15 protein-coding genes, 1 tRNA gene and 1 riboswitch are annotated in these 21,416 nt (G+C 67.3%); of the genes, 6 read left to right on the forward strand and 10 right to left on the reverse strand.

Features of this window, described 5'->3' with window-relative positions; translation table 11 throughout:
- Positions 1-78 precede the first annotated feature (78 nt).
- The 4 genes from AC5P5S_RS12735 to AC5P5S_RS12750 all read right to left on the reverse strand — a co-directional run bounded on the left by AC5P5S_RS12735 (position 79) and on the right by AC5P5S_RS12750 (position 7,939).
- Positions 79-2,364: a hypothetical protein gene (locus tag AC5P5S_RS12735; protein ID WP_049419127.1), complete on the reverse strand. Its 2,286-nt coding sequence runs from the start codon at positions 2,362-2,364 to the stop codon at positions 79-81.
- 19 nt (positions 2,365-2,383) lie between these two features.
- Positions 2,384-2,455: transfer RNA gene (locus AC5P5S_RS12740), tRNA-Lys, on the reverse strand.
- A gap of 83 nt (positions 2,456-2,538) precedes the next feature.
- Positions 2,539-5,250, reverse strand: coding sequence for a phosphoenolpyruvate carboxylase (gene ppc / locus AC5P5S_RS12745; protein ID WP_062607793.1), 2,712 nt, complete (start codon positions 5,248-5,250; stop codon positions 2,539-2,541).
- A gap of 172 nt (positions 5,251-5,422) precedes the next feature.
- Positions 5,423-7,939: a S9 family peptidase gene (locus AC5P5S_RS12750; RefSeq protein ID WP_062607795.1), complete on the reverse strand. Its 2,517-nt coding sequence runs from the start codon at positions 7,937-7,939 to the stop codon at positions 5,423-5,425.
- 120 nt (positions 7,940-8,059) lie between these two features.
- Positions 8,060-8,143, forward strand: a riboswitch (S-adenosyl-L-homocysteine riboswitch).
- Between the two features lie 36 nt (positions 8,144-8,179).
- Here AC5P5S_RS12750 and ahcY point away from each other — a divergent pair.
- The 3 genes from ahcY (at position 8,180) to AC5P5S_RS12765 (ending at position 10,785) form a co-directional block, all read left to right on the forward strand.
- Positions 8,180-9,625: an adenosylhomocysteinase gene (gene ahcY / locus AC5P5S_RS12755; protein WP_024957291.1), complete on the forward strand. Its 1,446-nt coding sequence runs from the start codon at positions 8,180-8,182 to the stop codon at positions 9,623-9,625.
- A gap of 201 nt (positions 9,626-9,826) precedes the next feature.
- The gene (gene ybaK, locus AC5P5S_RS12760) at positions 9,827-10,300 is read left to right on the forward strand and encodes a Cys-tRNA(Pro) deacylase (RefSeq protein WP_012479168.1); all 474 of its coding nucleotides are present in this window, start codon (positions 9,827-9,829) and stop codon (positions 10,298-10,300) included.
- The gene (locus tag AC5P5S_RS12765) at positions 10,300-10,785 is read left to right on the forward strand and encodes a hypothetical protein (protein ID WP_012479167.1); all 486 of its coding nucleotides are present in this window, start codon (positions 10,300-10,302) and stop codon (positions 10,783-10,785) included. Before ybaK ends, AC5P5S_RS12765 begins: the two co-directional genes overlap by 1 nt.
- 75 nt (positions 10,786-10,860) lie before the next feature.
- On the opposite strand, the gene AC5P5S_RS12770 is transcribed toward AC5P5S_RS12765, so the two are convergent.
- Positions 10,861-11,418 (reverse strand): DUF3228 family protein, encoded by a 558-nt coding sequence (locus AC5P5S_RS12770; protein WP_049433190.1) that lies wholly within the window; start codon positions 11,416-11,418, stop codon positions 10,861-10,863.
- Between the two features lie 137 nt (positions 11,419-11,555).
- Between AC5P5S_RS12770 and AC5P5S_RS12775 the strand changes: the two genes are divergently transcribed.
- On the forward strand, positions 11,556-13,073 hold the full coding sequence (locus AC5P5S_RS12775; protein WP_062607800.1) for an amidohydrolase family protein: 1,518 nt from the start codon (positions 11,556-11,558) through the stop codon (positions 13,071-13,073).
- Between the two features lie 6 nt (positions 13,074-13,079).
- On the opposite strand, the gene AC5P5S_RS12780 is transcribed toward AC5P5S_RS12775, so the two are convergent.
- The 3 genes from AC5P5S_RS12780 to AC5P5S_RS12790 are packed head-to-tail and all read right to left on the reverse strand — an operon-like array spanning position 13,080 to position 15,805.
- Positions 13,080-13,811 carry a LytR/AlgR family response regulator transcription factor gene (locus AC5P5S_RS12780; RefSeq protein WP_062607802.1) on the reverse strand — a complete coding sequence of 244 codons (732 nt, stop codon included), beginning with the start codon at positions 13,809-13,811 and terminating at the stop codon, positions 13,080-13,082.
- Positions 13,808-14,854 (reverse strand): sensor histidine kinase, encoded by a 1,047-nt coding sequence (locus AC5P5S_RS12785; protein WP_062607872.1) that lies wholly within the window; start codon positions 14,852-14,854, stop codon positions 13,808-13,810. The genes AC5P5S_RS12780 and AC5P5S_RS12785 overlap by 4 nt, the downstream gene beginning before the upstream one ends.
- 24 nt (positions 14,855-14,878) lie before the next feature.
- Positions 14,879-15,805: an alpha/beta fold hydrolase gene (locus AC5P5S_RS12790; protein WP_062607804.1), complete on the reverse strand. Its 927-nt coding sequence runs from the start codon at positions 15,803-15,805 to the stop codon at positions 14,879-14,881.
- Positions 15,806-16,008: 203 nt separating this feature from the next.
- On the opposite strand from AC5P5S_RS12790, the gene metF reads away from it, so the two are divergent.
- Both metF and AC5P5S_RS12800 read left to right on the forward strand, forming a co-directional pair.
- A complete protein-coding gene (gene metF, locus AC5P5S_RS12795; protein WP_033834442.1) occupies positions 16,009-16,836 on the forward strand; it encodes a methylenetetrahydrofolate reductase [NAD(P)H] in 828 nt (275 codons plus the stop codon).
- Between the two features lie 40 nt (positions 16,837-16,876).
- Positions 16,877-17,461, forward strand: a complete 585-nt coding sequence (locus AC5P5S_RS12800) for a DUF4124 domain-containing protein (protein ID WP_005408090.1) — start codon at positions 16,877-16,879, stop codon at positions 17,459-17,461.
- 51 nt (positions 17,462-17,512) lie between these two features.
- Here the strand turns inward: AC5P5S_RS12800 and AC5P5S_RS12805 are convergent, their stop codons facing one another.
- Positions 17,513-18,469, reverse strand: a complete 957-nt coding sequence (locus tag AC5P5S_RS12805) for a Nudix family hydrolase (RefSeq protein WP_062607806.1) — start codon at positions 18,467-18,469, stop codon at positions 17,513-17,515.
- A 102-nt stretch (positions 18,470-18,571) separates the two neighbouring features.
- Positions 18,572-21,304, reverse strand: a complete 2,733-nt coding sequence (gene secA, locus AC5P5S_RS12810; RefSeq protein ID WP_005408088.1) for a preprotein translocase subunit SecA — start codon at positions 21,302-21,304, stop codon at positions 18,572-18,574.
- Between the last annotated feature and the right edge of the window lie 112 nt (positions 21,305-21,416).

Here is a 21,416-nt window from a genome sequence, read left to right on the forward strand (position 1 = left end):
AGAGGGAGGGGAGGACAGGTACCCCTCCGGCGTGTACTGCCAGTATTTTGTAATGCGCCAGGAATGAACGAGTTCCACTCAGTGCTCCATTGTCGCCGGCCGCAGCCAGGACTGCGGACTCCAGCCGAGCAGTACCTGCGCCGGCTGCCCGCCCTGGGACGCGACCACCAGGCCGTCCATCGCGGGCGCGAAACGCCGCTGGAAACCGGAGGGTTGTGCGGCGAACAGTGACCTCAGCGTCGCCATGGATTGCGCCAGGCCAGCGTCATCGAGGCGCGAGAGGAAGAACACCATCTGCCGCCACGCATAGGCACCACGCTTGCGGGCCGTCAGCCATGCATGCCAATGCGGAGCAACCTGCTGCAGGTCGGTACAGACCGCAGAAAAACCACGCTGGATCATGTCCGGCAGTTCCTCGGCCAGCACCGCGTCGAGCTGGAAACGGTCGAACAGGACCGCCAGGTTGTGGGTGGTCAGGATCTGCACCTGTTCGATCACTGCACCATTCGCAGCGGGCCCTGCCTGGCCCGGCGCAAGGTCTGCCCGAGCCAGGCACAGGCCCGCCAGATCGTCTACCCGATGCTGCGACCGTCGGCCCGTTCGGGGCCTCGGTTCGCCAAGCCGCTCGAGCAACATGCTGTCGATACCGTAGTAACGGGCGTACAGACTGCCTGCGGTGAACCGTCCGGCATGCCGTGCCGCTGCCGCGAAGCCGGGGGCGAACGCGCCCATGAAAATATCTGCGGCCAGCTCTTCCACCAGGGGCAGATCAGCACCAGCACTGTCCGCCAGGCTCCGCAGCTGCCGCAGCAGGGGGTTTGGCAAGGGGGTTTCCGGGTAGTGGCGCAAGGCAAGCGCTACGATGTCGGCCAGCATCCGCCGGGCCGCAGGCGTCCCGCGCTGCCGTTCGCTTTCCAGTCCAGCAGCCCATGGCAACTCCGCCATGCGCACCTGCGACTGCAGGTTCAACAGCAACAGTGAACGACGTGCATCGAAAGCGGTCCGGCAGGCGGCATAGAGACGACCATGCGCCGGATCGGTGAAGCCGCGCTCGGCAACCCGCGCACCCAACTGCGGAAGCAGCAGCGCGAGCGACTCGAGCGAAGGAACCAGGCCGGCTTCGATAAGCTGTTCAACGGTGCCCTGCTGGCACCGGGCCACATGCTGCCGCAGCGTGCGGGGCAGAACGCTACCCGCCGCAACCAGGGAAGTCGCTTCATCCGGCTGCACGTCCCGTTGCAGGGACGCAACATCCACGACACCGGCATCGGCAGGGAACAGGCGCAGGCGATTGGCGGCGATGCGTGCGAGCGCAGCATGCGGGGGTGCAGCAACACTTTCCTGCTCGAAGCGCATGCGTGCCGCGTAGGTGTCCGAGTCAGGCACGCCATGCTTGCCTACGTGATCGTTCACGATCTGGCCCACGCGTGACCTCTGGTGTGGCGTCAGCACCGCACCATCTACGCACAACGCCAGGTACTCCAGCAGTTCAACATCACGATGCCGGCTCGCCTTGCGCCCAGGTGATTGCCTGCGCAACGTGCGGAACGTGGCCACGGCCTGCTTCGCATCCGGCAACCAGTCCTGCGGGAACTGCATGCAGGGCTGGCCATCGCGCCAGGTCTGCAGGAACACCCCCACAGCGGTCGCGTACAACGGGCGCCATTGCATCAGCACGTGATGCTGCGTCTTCACCCGTGCCGAACTCGTACGCCGCTGCAACTGCGCAACGACGGCGCCGGCGGTCTCCACGAAGAGGGTGAAGTCTCCCCCGGCCGGCAGCTTTTCAGTCCCGGCCGCCAACGGTACCGGCTCCGGATAGAAGCGAAGGCTCGGGAACCAGCCGACGATGGCGGCCAGAATCGCTCCCACCTGCGCATGCGCCCCCTGCTGCAGGAGCCAGGCCACGGTGAGCAGCGCCGACTCTTCCGGTACGCCGACGCGATAGTCGCCCTGCTGCAACCGCGCGTGCAGCCAGGCCATGCCCTCATCGCCCAGGCACCATGCGTTCAGGCGCTGCCGCTCATTGCCGGTGCCCGTGTCCAGCACCTGGGCCGCAAGGTGCCTTTCCCAATCCAGCAGGGGCCCACCGGCCAACAGCGCACCGGTGGCGAAGCCGCCGGTAACCACTTCCGGCGTTGCCCATGCGGGCGCCCCCTCGATGGGCGTTCGAGAGCCGTGCTGCAGCAGGTCAAGCGCCTTGCCGTCGAGCAGCCGGCTCCAGCGATCGACACGTGCCTGTGCGGACTGGCGCTGCTGTCGATTGGCAGCCTCCTGCAACGCGCGCAAAGCCCGCGTCATCTGGGCGCCAATGTAGCCGCTCCCTATCGTAGGCGGAGCATCGCGTTCGTCGTCCTTGGCCATCGCTGCTGGAATCCGTGTGGTCCGGGGGCTGGAATCGAACCAGCGCCCACCCGGTTAAGAGCCAGGTGTTCTACCACTGAACTACCCCGGAGTAGAGCCCGCATGCTGCCCAATCGCAGACCGCAGGGCAAGCGATGGACGGCAGACGGGGATTCCCCGCCCCAGGAAAGTGGATCACCCCGTGTTCTGCACGCCCTGCGAAACACCGTTCACGCACGCAACCAGCGCGCGCAGCAGGTCGTCGTCCTCGCGGCCGCTGGCCCGCCAGCGCTGCAGCAGATCCACCTGCAGCACGCTGATCGGATCGACATAGGGATTGCGCAGGCGGATCGACAGCGCCAGTCGCGCATCGTGGTCCAGCAGCGTCTGCTGGTCCATCAATGCCAGCAGCCAGTGCCGGGTGAGTTCCAGTTCGCGCTGCACCTGCGGGAAGAAGCGCCCGTGCAACTCGCCGGACAGCTGCGAGAACTGCTCGGCGATGGTGATATCGCCCTTGGACAGCACCATCGCGATATCGTCCAGGAACGTACGGAAAAACGGCCAGTCGCGCGCCATATCGCGCAGGGTCTGTTCGTGGCCGGCATCCACCGCCGCCTGCAGGCCACTGCCCACGCCATACCAACCGGGAATCACCGCGCGTGCCTGGCTCCAGGCGAATACCCACGGAATCGCACGCAGGTTGCCCAGTGCTGCGTCCTGGCCGAGCCGGCGCGAAGGACGCGAGCCCAGCGTCATCCGTTCGATCACATCGATCGGCGTGGCGGTACGGAAGTAATCCATGAAGCCGGCCTGGCCAACGAACGCGCGATACACCTCGCTGCTGGCCGATGACACTGCATCCATCACCGGTCGCCACTCATCCTCGCGCGGCTCGGCAGCGCGCGGGCGCAGGCTGGCGCGCAGCACCGCGCCGGTGGCCTGTTCCAGCGAGCGCAAAGCCAGCGCGCGGATACCGTACTTGCGATGGATCACCTCGCCCTGCTCGGTCACCCGCAGGCGACCATCGATGCTGCCGCGCGGCGACGCATCGACCGCATGCGTGGTCTTGCCACCGCCGCGACTGATCGAGCCGCCCCGGCCATGGAAGAAGGTCAGTCGGATGCCGGCCTCGGCCGCCACTTCCAGCAGTTCCACCTGTGCACGCTGCAGGCCCCAGCGCGAGGCCGCGATACCGCCGTCCTTGCTGCTGTCCGAATAGCCCAGCATCACCATCTGCACGTCGTCGCGTGCTTCCAGGTGCGCGCGATAGATCGGGTCGGCCAGCAGGTCACGCAGGGTCGCGGTGCCGCGCTTGAGATCATCCACCGTCTCGAACAGCGGTGCGATATCCAGCGGTACTGATCCGTTCTCTTCCACCAGGCCGCCACGGCGTGCCAGCGCCAGCACCGCCAGCACGTCGCTGCGGTCGTGCGCCATCGAGATGATGTAGCTGCCCAGCGCATCGCTGCCATGCCGCGCACGCGCATCGGCCAGCGCGGCGAACACCGCATCCAGCCGCTGGTTGCCTTCGTCGTCGCCGTTGGGCAATGCCGTTTCACCGCTGGCATGCGGGCTCAGCAGCCGCGCACGGCCCGCCGCATCCAGCGCCTGCCAGGCCTTTTCGCCACCCAGCACGGCGGCCAGCGCGCGCGCGTGCACGCTCGACTCCTGGCGCACATCCAACCGCGCCAGGTGGAAGCCGAACGTCTTCACCCGCCACAGCAGGCGCTGCACGGCAAAGCCGCCGGCATGTTCGCCGCGATTGGCGCGCAGGCTGTCGAGGATCAGCTGCAGGTCGTCGATCAGTTCGGCGGGGCCGGCGTAGGCGCCCCCGCCATCGTCCAGCGTCGCCTGCAAGCGTGCGCGCATGCGGTCGTTGAGCAGGCGGTACGGCATATCGGCGTGGCGCGGGCGCGACTGCACCTGCGGCAGCAGCTGCTGGTACTGCGCCACGCGCGCCTGCAGCGCATCGCTCACCCCTACCCGCTCGGTGGACTGGCTGAGCAGGCTGGCCAGCTGCAGCAGTTCCTTCTGGTAGCGCCCGAGCACCGCCTGCCGCTGCGCATCCAGCGTATTGCGGATGGTGTGGGCATCCACGTTCGGGTTGCCGTCCATGTCGCCGCCCACCCACGTGCCGAAGCGCAGCAGGCGCGGAAGCGGCAGTTCTTCGCCGTACGTATCGCGCAGCGCCTGCTGCAGCGATTCGTACAGCACCGGGATCACCCGGTACAGCACCTGCACCAGATAGAAGCCCACATGCTCGCGCTCGTCATCGACGGTCGGCCGCACCGGTGAAGAATCGGTGGTCTGCCACGACGCGGTGAGCGCCATGCGGAAGCGCGCGGCATCGGCGGCAGCCTCACCCGGCGTGCGCTGGCCGTCGAGGTTGTCGACCAGGCTGGCCACCATCAGCTGCTCCTTCTCCAGCAGCGCGCGGCGCACTGCTTCGGTCGGATGCGCGGTGAACACCGGTTCGATGTCGATGCGCGGGAGCCACTGCGCCAGTTCGTCCAGGCCCACGCCCTGCGCCTTCAGGTGCTGCAGTGCATCCTGCAGGCCATCCGGCTGCGCACCCGCGGTACCGGCGCGCTGGTAGTCACGGCGGCGGCGGATGCGATGCACGCGCTCGGCGATGTTGACCACCTGGAAGTAGGTGCTGAACGCCCGCACCATGGTCTCGGCCTGCTGCGGCGTGCGCCCGGCCAGGCCATCGGCCAGCTCCGACAGCGGCGCCTGGTTCTCGCGGCGGGCGATGGCACGGGTACGCACGTCCTCGACGTCATCAAGAAACGCGGCCGACACCTGTTCGACCAGCAGGTCGCCGACCAGTGCGCCAAGCCGGCGCACATCATCGCGAAGCGGAAGATCGGGAGAAGCAAACTCGATGCTGCTGCGGTACTCGTTCATCGGCGACGCACAGGCCTCGGTCAACGGATCCAGGCCCCAAGCCTATCCCAGATCGGGCGTCGTGCTGCGATGCAAAAATGGTTTCATCTGGTAGTGCCGGCCGCTGGCCGGCAACCTCAGGTTGCACGTCTCCATGAGGTTGCCGGCCAGCGGCCGGCACTACCAGGCCCGGTCAGCGCTTCTTCTTCGCCTTGCCCTGCTCGGCCGGGCCGATGGTCTGCTCCAGCCAGCGCTCGCTTTCGGCCAGCATGGTCATGATCGATTCGCGTGCGCGGTAGGCGTGCGATTCGTTCGGCAGCATCACCAGCCGCGCGGTGCCACCCAGGCCCTTCACCGCAGCAAACATGCGCTCGCTCTGGATCGGGAAGGTGCCGGAGTTGTTGTCGTCCACGCCGTGGATGAAGAGGATCGGGTCCTTGATCCTGTCGGCGTAGTTGAACGGCGCCATCTTCTGGTAGACGTCCTGCGCCTGCCAGTAGTTGCGCTCCTCGGCCTGGAAGCCGAACGGCGTGAGTGTGCGGTTGTAGGCGCCGCTGCGCGCGATACCCGCCTTGAACAGGCGCGTATGCGCCAGCAGGTTGGCGGTCATGAACGCACCGTAGGAATGGCCGCCGATGGCGATGTGGTCGCGATCGGTCACGCCACGGCGCACCACTTCATCCACCGCTGCCTGCGCGTTGGCCACCAGCTGTTCGATGTAGGTGTCGTTCGGCTCCTTGTCGCCCTCGCCGATGATCGGCATCGACGGGCTGGCCAGCACCACGTAGCCCTTGGCCAGGAACGCCTGCGGGCCCCAGTAGCTGACCGCGTTGAAGCGGTACGGCGAATCGGTCACCTGGCTGGCCGCGGCTGCGCTCTTGAACTCACCCGGGTAGGCCCACATCAGCAGCGGGCGCGGGCCGTCGCGCTTCGGGTCGTAGCCCGGCGGCAGCAGCAGGGTCGCGGTCAGGTCGACGCCGTCCTTGCGCTTGTAGCGGATCTGCTCCTTCTGCACGCCCTTCAGCTGCGGCAGCGGATGGGCGAAGTGGGTCAGCGCGCGCGGTGCGCTCCCAGCATCGGCCAGCGACTGCACGTAGAAGTTGGCCGGCTCGTCCGGGCTCTCGCGGCTCAGCAGCAGCGAACTGCCCTGGTTGTCCAGCAATGCCACCGGCAGCGAATAGCTCGGCGCCTGCGAGTGGAACAGGCGGGTTGCCTTGCCCGTGGCGATGTCGAAGCGGTCCACGAACGGACGATCGCCTTCCGGCGATGCACCGGCACCGGCCAGATACAGGCTGCTGCCATCGGCGCTGGTCTGCAGCAGCGAGCGCCCGCGGTCGTCGCTGGACAACAGCGGCCGGCCCGGATCGGCATAGCGGTCCTGCGCATCGCGGTCCCACAGCAGGCGCGGCTCGGCACCGGCGTTGTCCGGGGCGATCAACCAGGTCTTGGTCCTGCGGGTCTTCCACCACGATTCGGTCAGCAGGACCAGGTCACCGCGGCCCCAGCTGATGCCGGCCAGGCGGCTGCCAAGCTGGGCCAGGGTGACCGGCGGTTTGTCGAACGGCGCGGCCTGCATCAGCACCGCATCGCGTACCTTGGCGTCCCTGTTCGGGTCGCCGCCGTCCTGCGCTTCGGCCCAGACCAGGGTGGCGTCGGCATCACCGCGCCAGCGGATGTCGCGCACGCCGGTCACTTCGGCGTCGTTGCCGGTCGGCAGCCCTTCCACCAGCGGGCGCACGGCCACGGTGTGCACCAGCTTGCCGCTGGCACGGTCGATCACTTCAATGCGGCGCGGGAAGCTGTCCACCGGCACCACGTACGAATACGGGCGCTGTACCGGCTGGCGCAGCACGAAGCGGCCATCCGGCGACACCGAGAAGCCCATGAAGATGCCTGCCGCGCCGATCGCGCGGGTACTGCCATCCAGGCTGACTTCCATCGGCTGGGTGGTCGCGTAGTAATCGAACTGGCGCGCATCGGCCTCGTTCTTCAACAGGTCCTGGTAGGTACGGATCGACACCACCCCGCCGCCCTGGCTGGTCTGCTGCACGGCCGGGCCGGTCGGAATGCCGTCGGCGGCCGGGGCCGCACCGAGGTTGGCCGGGCGGGTGAACACCACCAGTCCGCGGCTGTCCGGCAGCCACTGGTAGCCGCTGCCGATCACCGTGTTCAGGCCGGCAACCAGGCGGCGGGCACTGCCACCGGCCACGTCCACCAGCCACAGTTCATTGGCGCCACTGCCGGCGTCGACCTGGTTGAAGGCCAGCCACTTCTGGTCCGGCGACCACGTCACACTGGCGATCGACAGCTTGGCCGGCAGGCCGCTGATCTGCCGTTCCTTGCCATCGGCCACGTTCATCAGCCACAGCTTCTCGCCGAAGCTGAAGCGGCTGTCGGAGAACGTGCGCGGGTTGATGCGCAGGCCGGCCAGCTTCAGTTCCGGCTGCGCCACCACCTGGATCGACGGCAGCGACGGCATCTGCATCATCGCGGCCACGTCGCGGCGCGGCGACAGGTACAACGAGGGCGCACGGGGCGCGTCCACCACCGCCTGCAGCGCGGCCGACGGCAGTTCGTAGCCGTTGACGCCCTGGGCCTGTGCGGCCGCGGGCTGCGGCGCTGCCGCCCAGGCCAGTGGGGCCACTGCCAGCAGTCCCATCGACAGGACCAGGCCGGTCCAGCGCCGTGTGCGGCGCGCGTGCATGCTCATCGTTCCACCTGTGTGATACGTGAAAACACCGACCTTAACAGGCCGTGCACGCGGCCCCATCTGCCGATGGTTGGGTCATCCGGATGTCACGCCGGGGCCGCGATATAATGGGGGTTCTCCCCTGCCGAGGGGCGCTGCGACCGGATCCCACGAGGCCCGGCCAGGCTCGGTAAGGTGGCTTTGTAACAACGGCGCCCGGCTAGATGCGAGCATCCGCTCGTCCACAACCGGAGCACACGAATGAACGCTGTTGCCAAGACCTTCTCCACCGAAGGTGACTACAAGATCCGCGATATCACGCTGGCCGACTGGGGCCGCAAGGAACTGGACATCGCCGAGCACGAAATGCCGGGCCTGATGTCGATCCGCCGCAAGTACCAGGCCGAGCTGCCGCTGAAGGGCGTGCGCGTGACCGGCTCGCTGCACATGACCATCCAGACCGCGGTGCTGATCGAGACCCTGAAGGACATCGGCGCCGACGTGCGCTGGGCCTCGTGCAACATCTTCTCGACCCAGGACCACGCCGCTGCCGCCATCGCCGCCACCGGCACCCCGGTGTTCGCCTGGAAGGGCGAGACCCTGGAAGAGTACTGGGACTGCACCCTGGACGCGCTGACCTTCACCCTGGCCGATGGCACCCTGACCGGCCCGGAGCTGGTGGTGGACGACGGCGGCGACGTGACCCTGCTGATCCACAAGGGCTACGAACTGGAAAACGGCAGCGACTGGGTCAACACCCCCTCTGCCTCGCACGAAGAACAGGTCATCAAGAACCTGCTCAAGCGCGTCGCCAAGGAGCGCCCGGGTTACTGGGGCCGCGTGGTCAAGGACTGGAAGGGCGTCTCCGAAGAGACCACCACCGGCGTGCACCGCCTGTACCAGCTGGCCCAGGCCGGCACCCTGCTGATCCCGGCGATCAACGTCAACGACTCGGTCACCAAGAGCAAGTTCGACAACCTGTACGGCTGCCGCGAGTCGCTGGCCGACGGCCTGAAGCGCGCGATGGACGTGATGCTGGCCGGCAAGGTGGCCGTGGTCTGCGGTTACGGCGACGTCGGCAAGGGCTGCGCCGCCTCGCTGCGTGCCTACGGCGCGCGCGTGATCGTCACCGAAATCGACCCGATCTGCGCCCTGCAGGCGGCGATGGAAGGCTATGAAGTCAACACCATCGAATCGACCCTGGGCCGTGCCGACCTGTACGTCACCACCACCGGCAACAAGGACATCATCCGCATCGAGCACCTGAGCGCGATGAAGGACCAGGCCATCGTCTGCAACATCGGCCACTTCGACAACGAGATCCAGGTCGATGCGCTGGTGTCGTTCGCCGGCATCAAGCACGTCAACATCAAGCCGCAGGTGGACAAGTACATCTTCCCGAACGGCAACGCGATCTTCCTGCTGGCCGAAGGCCGCCTGGTGAACCTGGGCTGCGCCACCGGCCACCCGAGCTTCGTGATGTCCAACAGCTTCGCCAACCAGACCCTGGCACAGATCGACCTGTGGGCGAACAAGGACAGCTACGAGAAGAAGGTCTACCTGCTGCCGAAGAAGCTGGACGAGGAAGTGGCCCGCCTGCACCTGGAAAAGATCGGCGTGAAGCTGACCACCCTGAGCCAGGAACAGGCCGACTACATCGGCGTGCCGGTGGAAGGCCCGTTCAAGCCGGACCACTACCGCTACTGATGCCTGCGGGGTGCCGGCCAGCGGCCGGCACTACCTGTGCATGCAACACCACGGAACGGGCGCCTTCGGGCGTCCGTTCTGCGTTTGCGTGTGGTCGTACACCCCGCATCCAGTCCCCACTGGTAGATCCACGCCATGCGTGGATGCTCCGGCAGTAGCTTCGGTCAAGGCAACGCGCCCAGCGCGCGCTACGATGCAGCCATGACCCCGGCCATCAACCTGCTCAAGCGCGAGAAAATCGCCCACACCGTGCGCAGCTACGTGCACGACGCCCACGCCGAATCCTATGGCGGCGAAGCCGTGGACAAGCTCGGCCTCGATCCGGCCCAGGTGTTCAAGACCCTGCTGGCCAGCACCGAGACACACGAACTGCTGGTGGCGATCGTGCCGGTGGCCGGCCAGCTGGACCTGAAGGCACTGGCCGAAGCCGCCGGCTGCAAGAAGTGCGAGATGGCCGCCGCCGATGCCGCGCAGCGCGCGACCGGTTACCTGGTCGGTGGCATCAGCCCGCTCGGGCAGAAGAAGCGCCTGCGCACCTTCCTGGACGCCAGCGCCGAAGCGCTGCCCAGCCTGCATGTCAGCGCCGGTCGCCGTGGCCTGGAAGTGGAACTGGCGCCGGCCGATCTGCTGCGCCTGACAACCGGCAACTACGCTGCCATCGGCAAGTCACGCTGATGCGCTGGCCGTGGTCTGCAGCGCCGATACCCCGGCTCGACGATGCACAGGCCGATGTGCTGCTGCAGGACCTGTTGTCGCGCGACGCAACGCGCATCACCGATGCCGCCCGCGTCGTCGCACGACTGTTCAGTGCCTCATCGTTGGACGCGTTGAGCGCACATGTGGATCTGATCGAACAACGCTGCCAGGGCATCGCGCTTGGCGGCATGCTGATCAGCAACCAGGCGTATCTGAAGGCCGCCCTGCGTCGGCTGCGTTACTGGCGTGCACGCGAGGGTTGCCTGTGCGCGCTCAACCCCGGCTACCCGTTCTTCGATCCCCGTCGCCTGATTGAACAAGGACAGATGCAGCTGCTCTCGGTGGAAGAGGCTGAGGGCTGCTGGGGCGACTGCCACGCCGTTGCCTGCACGCAATGCGGCCAGCATTGGCAGGCCATCGACCGCGAGTACCATTACCCGTGGTGGGAATGGAAAGCTGCCTGAAGGCCAAGCGGCCACGCATGGCGTGGCTCTACTGCGGTCCGCACATTCACGCGATGCGTGGATGACAAATGTTGCTCACGGCCGCCAGTTCGCGTTGTTCTCCCAGAACTCGACGGAACGCCGGTAGGCTTCGCGGTCCAGCGGCACGCCGGATCCGCCCTCGTCCACGCCCAGCGCATTGCGCATCATCGTGATCGGTGCCATCGGTACCTCTTCCGGTTCGGCGGTGTAGATGCAGCCGACGATGCCCCAGTCGGCCTCGATCGGCGAGCCTTCCCTGGCCAGCTGCCCGGCGCTGTACAGGATCACCACCAGGTAGCTCGCACGCGGTGATTCCACGCCCTCGAACCAGCGCACCAGCACCGGTAGTTCCTCGCGGTTGCGCGCTTCGTAACCACTGCGCAGCAGGTGGCGGTTGGCCTCGGTGATCGGTACGGTCAGGCAGCGCGTGCTGGTCCAGTTCTCGTAGACGAACAGCTTGCAGAACGGCGCGTAGCCATCCAGCACCTTCAGCGGCGCATGCGCATTGAGGTGTGCCTCGAACTGCTCGGCGGTGCAGTCCTGGATGGTGTTGCCACGCGGCACGCGCGGGAACAGGCGGGGACGGGCGAAATCGGTGAGGACGATGGACATGGCGCGGGTGTGATCAGGAGTTCTGCTGCACAGGGTAACCGCCCCGGAGGCAGACAGGGCCGGATGCCGATGGTCACTGGCGCCCGCGTCCGGCTTGCAGCACTCTGCGGGCGACCCAATGCAAGGATCGCAGGCTCATGGATGCAGCACGCGCGTTGTCCCGTTCCGCCCGCCGTCGGCGATGGCCGATCGTCCTGGCCACCCTCCTGCTGGCGCCGCCATTGCTGTTCGCCGCCGCACTGCTCTGGCCGCTGTCGGCACCTCCGTTGCCCGAGCCGGGCAACAGCCGCGTGATCGTCAACGCGCGGGTGGTGGACGTGGCGCGCGGCCAGGTCAGCGAACCCACCACCGTGACAGTGCGCCACGGCACCATCACTGCCATTGGGGAAGATCCGCAGGACGCGCGGCTTCCCGTGCTCGACGCCGGCGGCCGCTGGCTGCTGCCCGGTTTCTGGGACATGCACACCCATGCACTGCAATTGTCGCCGCAGCTGCAGTTCCCGCTGATGCTGGCCAACGGCATCACCGGCACCCGCGACATGATGGACTGCCCGCAGACCACCGATCCGCTGATCGCCTGCGTGGCCGACAAGCGCCACTGGACCGCACAGGCCATTGCCGGGCAGCAGGTTGCACCGCGCTTCGTACAGATCGCCAGTTTCTACTTCGAAGATCCGTCACTCACGCCGGAGGCCGCCGCTGCGCGTGCACGGACGTACAGCGCGCGCGGGGTCGACGCGTTGAAGGTCTACAACCGGCTGCGTGCGGACACCTATCAGCGGCTGGCCACCGAGGCGCAGCAGCTGCGCCGTCCGTTGGTCGGCCACCTGCCCAAGGCGGTGCCTCTGGACGACGCGGTGCAGGCGGGCCAGCGCAGCTTCGAGCACGCCCATCTGTTCGTGCGCCACTGCTTCGACAACGCGGCGGCATGGCGGGGTGGCACGCTCGACGGCGAAGACCCGATCGTATTGGCCGAACGCATGGTTGCCAGCTATCAGCCCACGCTCTGCAACAAGGCGTTCGCTTTGATGCAGGCCAGCGGTGCCGCGTTCGTACCGACCCATGTCACCCGCGAAGAAGATGCGCGCGCAAGCGACCCCGCCTTCGTCGACGATCCGCGCCTGGCCTATCTGGACCCGCTTTCACGCTGGGCGTGGCGTGATGACCTGCAGGCCACCGCAGCGCGCTATCCCGGCCGACGCGGCCAAGACGCACTGAAGACCTACTTCGAGCATGGCCTGGCTCTCACCGGTGCGGCCCATCGTGCCGGCGTCACCGTGCTGGTCGGCACCGATACCGGATTGGGCGGCTTCCGCTACCACGATGAACTGCAGTGGCTGCGACAGGCCGGCCTGAGCCAGGCCGACGTGCTGCGCGCAGCTACGCTGCAGGCCGCACGTCATCTGCAACGGCAGGCATCGCATGGAAGCGTCGAGGTCGGCAAAGCCGCAGACCTGGTGCTGCTTGATGGCAACCCGCTGCACGACATCGCCAATACCCGCCGCGTGCATGCCGTGCTGCTGGCCGGCCACCTCTATGACCGCCCGCGGCTGGATGCGCTACAGACTTATGCGCGCAGGCAGGCACGCTCGCCCGCAGTGATGGCACGCCTGCTGTGGGGATTCATCACCAGCCCGGTCAGTGCCGAGCTGTAGCGGCAGCTACAACGCCATCCGCTCGCGCAGTTCACGTGCCTGCCGCCGCGATACCTCCACCTCGCTGCCGTCGTCCAGCGCCAGATCGTAGCCATCTGCAATGTTGGGCGTCACGCCACGAATGCGGCGCAGGTTGACCAGCGTGTTGCGGTTGGCGCGGAAGAACAACTCCGGCGGCAGGCGTGCTTCCAGCGCGCTCAGGCTGCGGGTCAGCAGGGCGTTCTCGTCGCGGAACCACAGTCGCGTGTAGTTGCCATCCACCACCAGCCGACGGATCTCCGAGACCGCGACGAACCAGCAGCGTTCGCCCTCGCGCACGAACACCTGGTCCTGCGCGCCCAGCGTGCTGCGCGGCTCCGGCGTTTCGCCCGCCACCACCTCGCGCTGGCGCGCCCGCTGCAACGCTTCCAGCAAGCGCGGCGCCTCGACCGGCTTCACCAGATAGTCCAGCGCGTTGGCCTGGAAGGCGCGCACTGCGTAGGTGTCGTAGGCAGTAACGAAGACCACCGCCGGCACCGTCTCCAGCCCATCCAGCACATCGAAGCCGCTGCCGGAGGGCATCTGCACATCCAGCAGCACCAGGTCCGGCGCCAGTGTGGCGATCGCCTCGCGTGCAGCGGGCACATCGTCGGCCTCGCCCACGCACTGCACCCAAGGCAGCGCCGACAACAGCGTGCGCAGCTCCTGGCGCGCCAGCCGTGCATCATCAACGATCAACACACGCAGCACGCCACTCATTGCGGAATCTCCAGCAGGGCCTGCATGCGGTCGCCGACCGGCTGCAGCATGAAACTCCCCTGCGTGCCAAGCTGCGCACGCAGGTAGGCAAGGCCGACGCCATGGCCATGGGCAGGCTCGCTGGCGCCGCCCAGCGGATTGTCGACCTGCAGACGCAGCACATCATTGTCCAGCGTGGCACGGATCTGCACCTCACCGCCGCCCGGGCGGCTGGCGATGCCATGCTTGATCGCGTTTTCCACCAGCAGCTGCAGCGCCATCGCCGGCAGTTGTGCCTGCAGGGCGTCGGCATCGATCTGCCGGTTCACCTGCAGGCGCTGTTCGAAGTGGACTGCCTCGATGGCCAGGTAGTCGTCCACTACCGCCAGTTCCTCGGCCAGCGTGACCTGCTCGCTGCGGTTGTGTGCCAGCGCCTGGCGCAGCGTGCGCGACAGGTGGGTGACCATGTCGCGCGCACGCTCCGGGTCTTCCAGGATCAGCGCGCGCAGGTTGTTCAGCGCATTGAACATGAAATGCGGGTTGAGCCGTGCACGCAGTGCATCGCGCTCCAGCGCGCTGCGCTCGGCCTCGGCACGCAGGCGGGCCAGTTCCGCACTGCGTATCCGGCGCAGGCTGTGCAGGCCTGCCCAGAGCGCTGCCCACAGGGCCAGCATCACCGCAGTGGTGTACCAGTAGAGCAGCAGCGCCTTGGGGCTGAAGTCGGCCGTCTGCCGCCCCAGGCTCACCCAGTTCCAGGCCAGCGCCGAGTGCAGCGCGATGTTCACCAGCAGCTGCGCCACTGCCGCGCCCAATGCCACCGACAGCGCCAGCCGCAGCAACAGCCCGGCCGTGCCGCGCGCCCACCACTCGGCACGCAGCGCCAGCGCGCGGATGGCACCGCTGCACCCGAACAGGGCCAACGCCAGGCCCAGCGTGATCAACACGCCTGCGCTTCCGGCATCGCTGAAATAGGCCTGGCGCAGGCCGATTCCGGCAACGCCATAGAGCGCCCACACCAGCGCATTGAGCAGCCAGAAGCGTACCGTCGAGGAGGAATCCGGCATGTCCATTCCGAGGCGTGTTGAAACTCAGTGGTGGTGGTCGAGGAAGGCCTGCACCTGACCGCGCAGCCAGCGCGGATCATCCCACATCAGGAAGTGGAAACCCTGCGCGCTCATCGCGATCTGCACGCCCTGCAGTTTCGCGTACTGCGCCTGGAACACCGCGCGCGTGCTGTCCTCGGTGCCGCCCATCGGCTGGTAGCCGGCCCAGCTGCCCAGCACCAGCGTCGGTGCGGTGATCGAGGCGATGCTGTCACGCAAGTCGGTGGTCATCACCGCATGCATGGCGTCAGCGGTGGTCTGGCGGTCGCTGGCTTCGCCCCAGCGGCCCAGTTCGGCCTGCCGTTGCGGATCGCGGGTCATGCCCGGCAGGCCGGCTTTCAGCTGCGCCTGCCACTGCGCGGCATCGGCGGCGAGCATGCCCTTGCGCAGCTGGTCGGCCATCGGCAGCACGCTGTCTGCGGTGGCGTTCGGGTCACGCGCCGCCGGCAGGAACGGCAATGCGTCGACCACCACCAGCGCACTGACTGCCTTCGGCTCGGCCTGCGCCATCTGCAGCCCCAGCAGGCCGCCAAGACTGTGGCCGATCACCACCACCGGGCCCAGCTGTTGGTCATGCAGGTAGGCAAGCAGCTGCCCGCGCATGGCCGGCAGGAATTCGGCCGGGCGCGGGTCGGCTGGCGCAGCGCCGGCAAAGCCCGGCAGCTGCACCAGATGGCACTGCACGTCCTTCAGCGCCAGGCAGGTCTCGCGCCAGACCTCGGCGCTGCTGTTCAGGCCGGGGATCATCAGCAGCGGACGGCCCTTGCCGACCACCTCGACCTGCACCTTGCCGGTGCCGGTGGCCGCCGCCGCATGCGCCGAGCCGGAACCGAGCACGGCCATCGCCATGCCGATCATCGCCAGCCGGGCCAGGGCCTTCATTGCGTACCAGAGTGCCAGGAAGATCTTCATCGTCTGCTCCTTCATTGGGTGGGTGGTGCCGGGATGGGAGCAGCGTGGGCCTGGCGGAGGCACCCCGGTTGCGATTTCGGAGCAGCGGCCGCACGGCGGGGCGAACGGTCGCGGGCTGGGGACGACGGGCTCTCACGCAATCATCATGCATCCATCTTGATGAAGAGATATACTGTTCCGCACCGACCGCCGCCATCCGCGCCATGACCGCCATCAGCTTCGAGTTCTATCCGCCCAAGACCGACGAACAGCGCAGCCAGCTGGACCGTGCTGCGGCCAAGCTGAAGGACTACGCCCCCGAATACGTGTCGTGTACCTTCGGCGCCGGTGGCTCGACCCTGAGCTATACCTCCGAGACCGTGCGCCACCTCAACCAGCACCATGGGTTCGATGCCGCGCCGCACCTGTCGTGCGTGGGCGGCACCCGCCAGGAGATCCGCGAACTGCTCAAGCTGTACCGCGCCATCGGCTGCCGTCGCCTGGTCGCGCTGCGCGGTGACCTTCCCTCGGGCATGGGCTTCCCCGGCGACATGCGCTACGCCGCCGAGCTGATCGACTTCATCCGCACCGAGCACGGCGATGCGTTCCACATCGAAGTGGGCGCGTATCCGGAAACGCATCCGCAGGCGACCGATGCGCTGGCTGACCTGAAGCACTTCAAGGCCAAGATCGATGCCGGTGCCGATGCGGCGATCACCCAGTACTTCTTCAACCCGGACGCCTACTTCCACTTCGTCGATGAAGTGCGCCGGCTCGGCGTGCAGGTGCCGATCACGCCCGGCATCATGCCGATCGCCAACTTCAGCCAGTTGCGCCGCTTCTCCGAGCAGTGTGGTGCGGAGATTCCGCGCTGGATCGGCCGCAAGATGCAGGCCTACGGCGATGACGCCGAGTCGGTACGTGCATTCGGCACGGAAGTGGTGGCCCGGCTGTGCCAGCGCCTGATCGAAGGCGGCGCGCCCGGCCTGCACTTCTACACCTTGAACCTGGCCAAGCCGACCACCTCGGTGCTGAAGCTGCTGCAGGGCTGAAAGCACGCCATGCGGACCGGATCGGCGCTACCCTGCGAGGATGATCCGGCTTTCCTTCCTGCTGTTGCTGCTGCCGCTATGCGTACTGTCGAGCGTCGCCCACGCACAGTCCACGCGCCTGAACCGCTGCACCGATGCGCAGGGCCAGAGCGTGTATACCGACCGGCCCTGCGACAGCGTGGGTGCACGGTCACGGCTGCCGCCGCCCTCCCCGACCGGCAATACCGCAGCGCGCGACACGCTGGGTGCACGCTGCCCGCGCCGGCTGAGCGAGCTCGTGGACGCATTGCGCAACGGCATCCTCAGCAACGACGTCAATCGGCTGTCTTCACTGTACCTGTGGGGTTCGGTGTCCGACGCGGGCGCGCAGCGCATTCTCGGCCAACTGGAATCGTTGGCGCGGCGGCCGCTGGTGGACGTGGTGCCGGTGTATCCGCGGCAGGACCAGGTCGCAGTGCCGGAGGAGGGTCAGAGCCCTGCTGCGCAGGGGTCCGACCCTGAGCCGCCGGCCGTGCGGCATCCGGTCGGCCTGCGCCTGGAGCAGACCTTGCCGGGCAGCGTGGCGCGCGCTTCGACGGTGCTTGGGCTGCGGCGGCAGTATGGGTGTTTCTGGATCACGCTGTGATCGGGAGGGGTCAGAGCCCTGCTGCGCAGGGATCTGACCCCGCATGCCGGCTCACTCCGGCCACAGCCCGCGAATGGCGGCGATGCCCTGCCCGCCATGGCGACGCGCTTCGGCGACGTGACCGCGGCCCATGCCGCCCAGCGCATAGATCGGCAGTGACACCTGCGCCCGCAGCTCGGCGAACGCGTCCCAGCCCAGCGGCACCGCGTCCGGATGGCTGGCCGTGGCCTGCACCGGGCCCAGCACGGCGAAGTCGCAGCCCAGCTGCTGTGCGGCCTGCAGCTGCTGCAGGTCGTGGCAGGACGCGGCCACCAGCTTGCCCTCGGGCAGCGGGCGCTGCGACAGCTGCAGCAGCTGTTCGCTGCCCAGATGCACACCCACGCCCAATGCGCGTGCCAGTTCGATATCGCGATTGAGCAGCCACTGCACCCCGCTGCGACGATGCGCGCGCACGGCCTGTTCGACCATCGCCTGCCGCTGCGGATGCGCCGTCGGCAACCGCAGCTGGATGCGCTGCTGGCCCGCGGCCACCACGCGCTGCAGCTGTTCATGCCAATCCTGCAAGCCGCCCTCATCATCGGCCGGCGCCGGGGTGATCAGGTAGCTGTCGGGCTGGCGCAGGGCAGCCACCACCGGCAGGTCGGCCGGTGGCATTGAATAGCGGCCCAGCTTGTCCGGCGCCACCCAGGTGATTGCCTGGCCCTCCCGCCCGCGCGGCGTCCCCTTCCAGCTGCGCACATGGCGCACCTCCAGGGTCAGGTGCTTGTCCGGATAGCGCTGCGGCACATCCATCAGCCACTCGCCGACATCGGCCTCGATGCCCAGTTCCTCGCGCAGCTCGCGCACCAGCGCCTGTTCGGAGGTCTCGCCGGATTCGCGTTTGCCGCCGGGAAACTCCCACAGGCCGGCCATGTCGCGGTTCTCGGTACGGCGGTTGAGCAGCACGCGGCCACGGGCGTCGGTGATGACGGCGGCCACGACATGGATCGATCGGGTGGGGGAAGGCATGGGGGGAAGCATGCCCAGAACAGGGCGGCCGGCGCAATCACGGATCCGCTGCAACTCCCCTGCCACAAACGAAAAGCCCCGCTTTCGCGGGGCTCTTCGGCATCAGCTCAGCTGGCCGTGGCAGTGCTTGTACTTCTTGCCACTGCCGCACGGGCACGGATCGTTGCGGCCGATCTTCGGCTCGTCGCGCTGCATCTGCGCCACGCCCTGCTGGGCAGCCTGCACCTGCGCGGCTTCCTCGTCGGCGCTGTAGCCGCCCACGTCCTGGTGCTGGAACTGCGACTGGCTCAGGCGGGCTTCGGCCTGCTGGCGTTCGGCCGCTTCCAGCGCCTGCACTTCCTCGTCGCTGCGGATGCGCACGCGCGACAGCAGGGTCACCACTTCGCGCTTGACGTTTTCCAGCATGTCCGAGAACAGCTCGAAGGCTTCCTTCTTGTATTCCTGCTTGGGCTGCTTCTGCGCGTAACCACGCAGGTAGATGCCCTGGCGCAGGTAATCCATGCGCGCCAGGTGCTCCTTCCAGCTCTGGTCCAGCACGGTCAGCATCACGTGTTTCTCCAGCGCGCGCATGGTCTCTTCGCCCACGCCGGCTTCCTTCTCGGCGAAGTGCTGGTTGACGCGTTCCTGCACCTTGGCGGCAATCGCCTCGGCGTCCAGCTCCTCGTGTTCCTTGACCAGGTCGGTCAGCGACATCTGCAGGCCGAAGTCCGACTCGAGGGTCGCTTCCAGGCCACGCAGGTCCCACTGCTCGTCGATCGAGTTCGGCGGCACGAAGCGGGCCACCACGTCGAAGATCACATCGTCGCGGATGCCGTCGACGTTGTCCTTCACCGACTCGGCGTCCAGCAGTTCGTCGCGCTGGGCGTAGATCACCTTGCGCTGGTCGTTGTTGACGTCGTCGAAGTCCAGCAGGTTCTTGCGGATGTCGAAGTTGTGGGCCTCGACCTTGCGCTGCGCCTTCTCGATCTGGCGGCTGACCAGGCGGTCTTCGATGACGTCGTCTTCCTTCATGCCCATCATGCGCATGGCCTTCTGCACCCAGTCGGAGGCGAAGATGCGCATCAGGTTGTCTTCCAGCGACAGGTAGAAGCGGGACGAACCCGGGTCACCCTGGCGGCCCGAACGGCCACGCAACTGGTTGTCGATACGGCGCGACTCATGGCGCTCGGTGCCGACGATGTGCAGGCCGCCCGCCGCCTTCACTGCCTCGTGGCGCTTCTGCCAGTCGGCCTTGACCGCGGCCTTCTGCTCGTCGGTCGCGTCCTCGCCCAGCGCGTGGAGCTCTGCTTCCAACGAACCGCCCAGCACGATGTCGGTACCACGGCCGGCCATGTTGGTGGCGATGGTCACCGCGCCCGGACGGCCGGCGTTGGCGACGATGGTCGCTTCGCGGTCGTGCTGCTTGGCATTGAGCACTTCGTGCTTCACACCGGCCTTGCTCAGGTGCTCGGACAGCATTTCCGAAGTTTCAATCGAGGTGGTACCGACCAGCACCGGCTGGCCGCGCTTGGCGCACTCTTCGATGTCGGCCAGCACCGCATTGAACTTGCCCTTGCGGTTGAGGAACACCTGGTCCGGGCTGTCCTTGCGGATGGTCGGGCGGTTGGTCGGGATCACCACCACTTCCAGGCCGTAGATGCTCTGGAACTCGAAGGCTTCGGTATCGGCCGTGCCGGTCATGCCGGACAGCTTCTTGTACATGCGGAACAGGTTCTGGAAGGTGATGCTCGCCAGCGTCTGGTTCTCGCGCTGGACCGGCACGCCTTCCTTCGCTTCCACCGCCTGGTGCAGGCCATCGGACCAGCGGCGGCCGGCCAGGGTACGGCCGGTGAACTCGTCGACGATGACCACTTCGCCGTCGCGCACGATGTAGTCAACGTCACGCTGGTAGATCGCGTGCGCGCGCAGGGCGGCGTTGAGATGGTGGACCACGGTCAGGTTCTGCGCCGCGTACAGGCCTTCGGTTTCGCCGTTGAGGATGCCGGCTTCCACCAGCAGCTGCTCGGCGTGCTCCATGCCCGCTTCGGACAGGTGCACCTGCTTGCCCTTCTCGTCGACCCAGAAGTCGCCTTCGCCGTCTTCCGCTTCCTGCTTGACCAGGTGCGGCACGACGCGGTTGACACGGATGTACAGCTCCGGGGAATCATCGGCCGGGCCGGAGATGATCAGCGGGGTACGCGCTTCGTCGATCAGGATGGAGTCGACTTCGTCGACGATGGCGTAGTGCAGGCCGCGCTGGTAGCGGTCGGCCTTGGACAGCGCCATGTTGTCGCGCAGGTAATCGAAACCGAATTCGTTGTTGGTGCCGTAGGTGATGTCGGCGGCGTAGGCTTCGCGCTTGTCGCTGTGCGGCATGCCCGGGTAGACCACGCCCACGCTCAGGCCCAGCCAGTTGTACAGCTTGCCCATCTGCGCGGCGTCGCGGCGGGCCAGGTAGTCGTTCACGGTGACCACGTGCACGCCCTTGCCTTCCAGCGCGTTGAGGTACACCGGCAGGGTCGCCACCAGGGTCTTGCCTTCACCGGTGCGCATTTCTGCGATCTTGCCCAGGTGAAGCACCATGCCGCCGATCAGCTGCACGTCGTAGTGGCGCATGCCCAGCACGCGGCGGCCGGCTTCACGGCAGACCGCGAAGGCTTCCGGCAGCACCTTGTCCAGGGCTTCACCATCGGCGATGCGCTGCTTGAACTCCGGCGTCTTGGCCTGAAGCTGCTCGTCGGAAAGCTTCTCGATCTCCGGCTCCAGCGCATTGATCTTGGCGACGATGCGGTTGAGCTGGCGCAGCTGTCGTTCGTTACGACTGCCAAATACGCGGGTAAGCAGGCTGTTGATCATTGAAGGAACCGGGTTGGATGGACACGACGCCCGGCCTCCCCCTTGGGATCCGTCCGCCGCAAACGAAACAGGGCGCCTGGCGCCCTGTCGATGGCAACACCCATTGTAGCTT

The sequence above is a fragment of the Stenotrophomonas sp. YJH_SMC_54 genome, assembly GCF_059368435.1.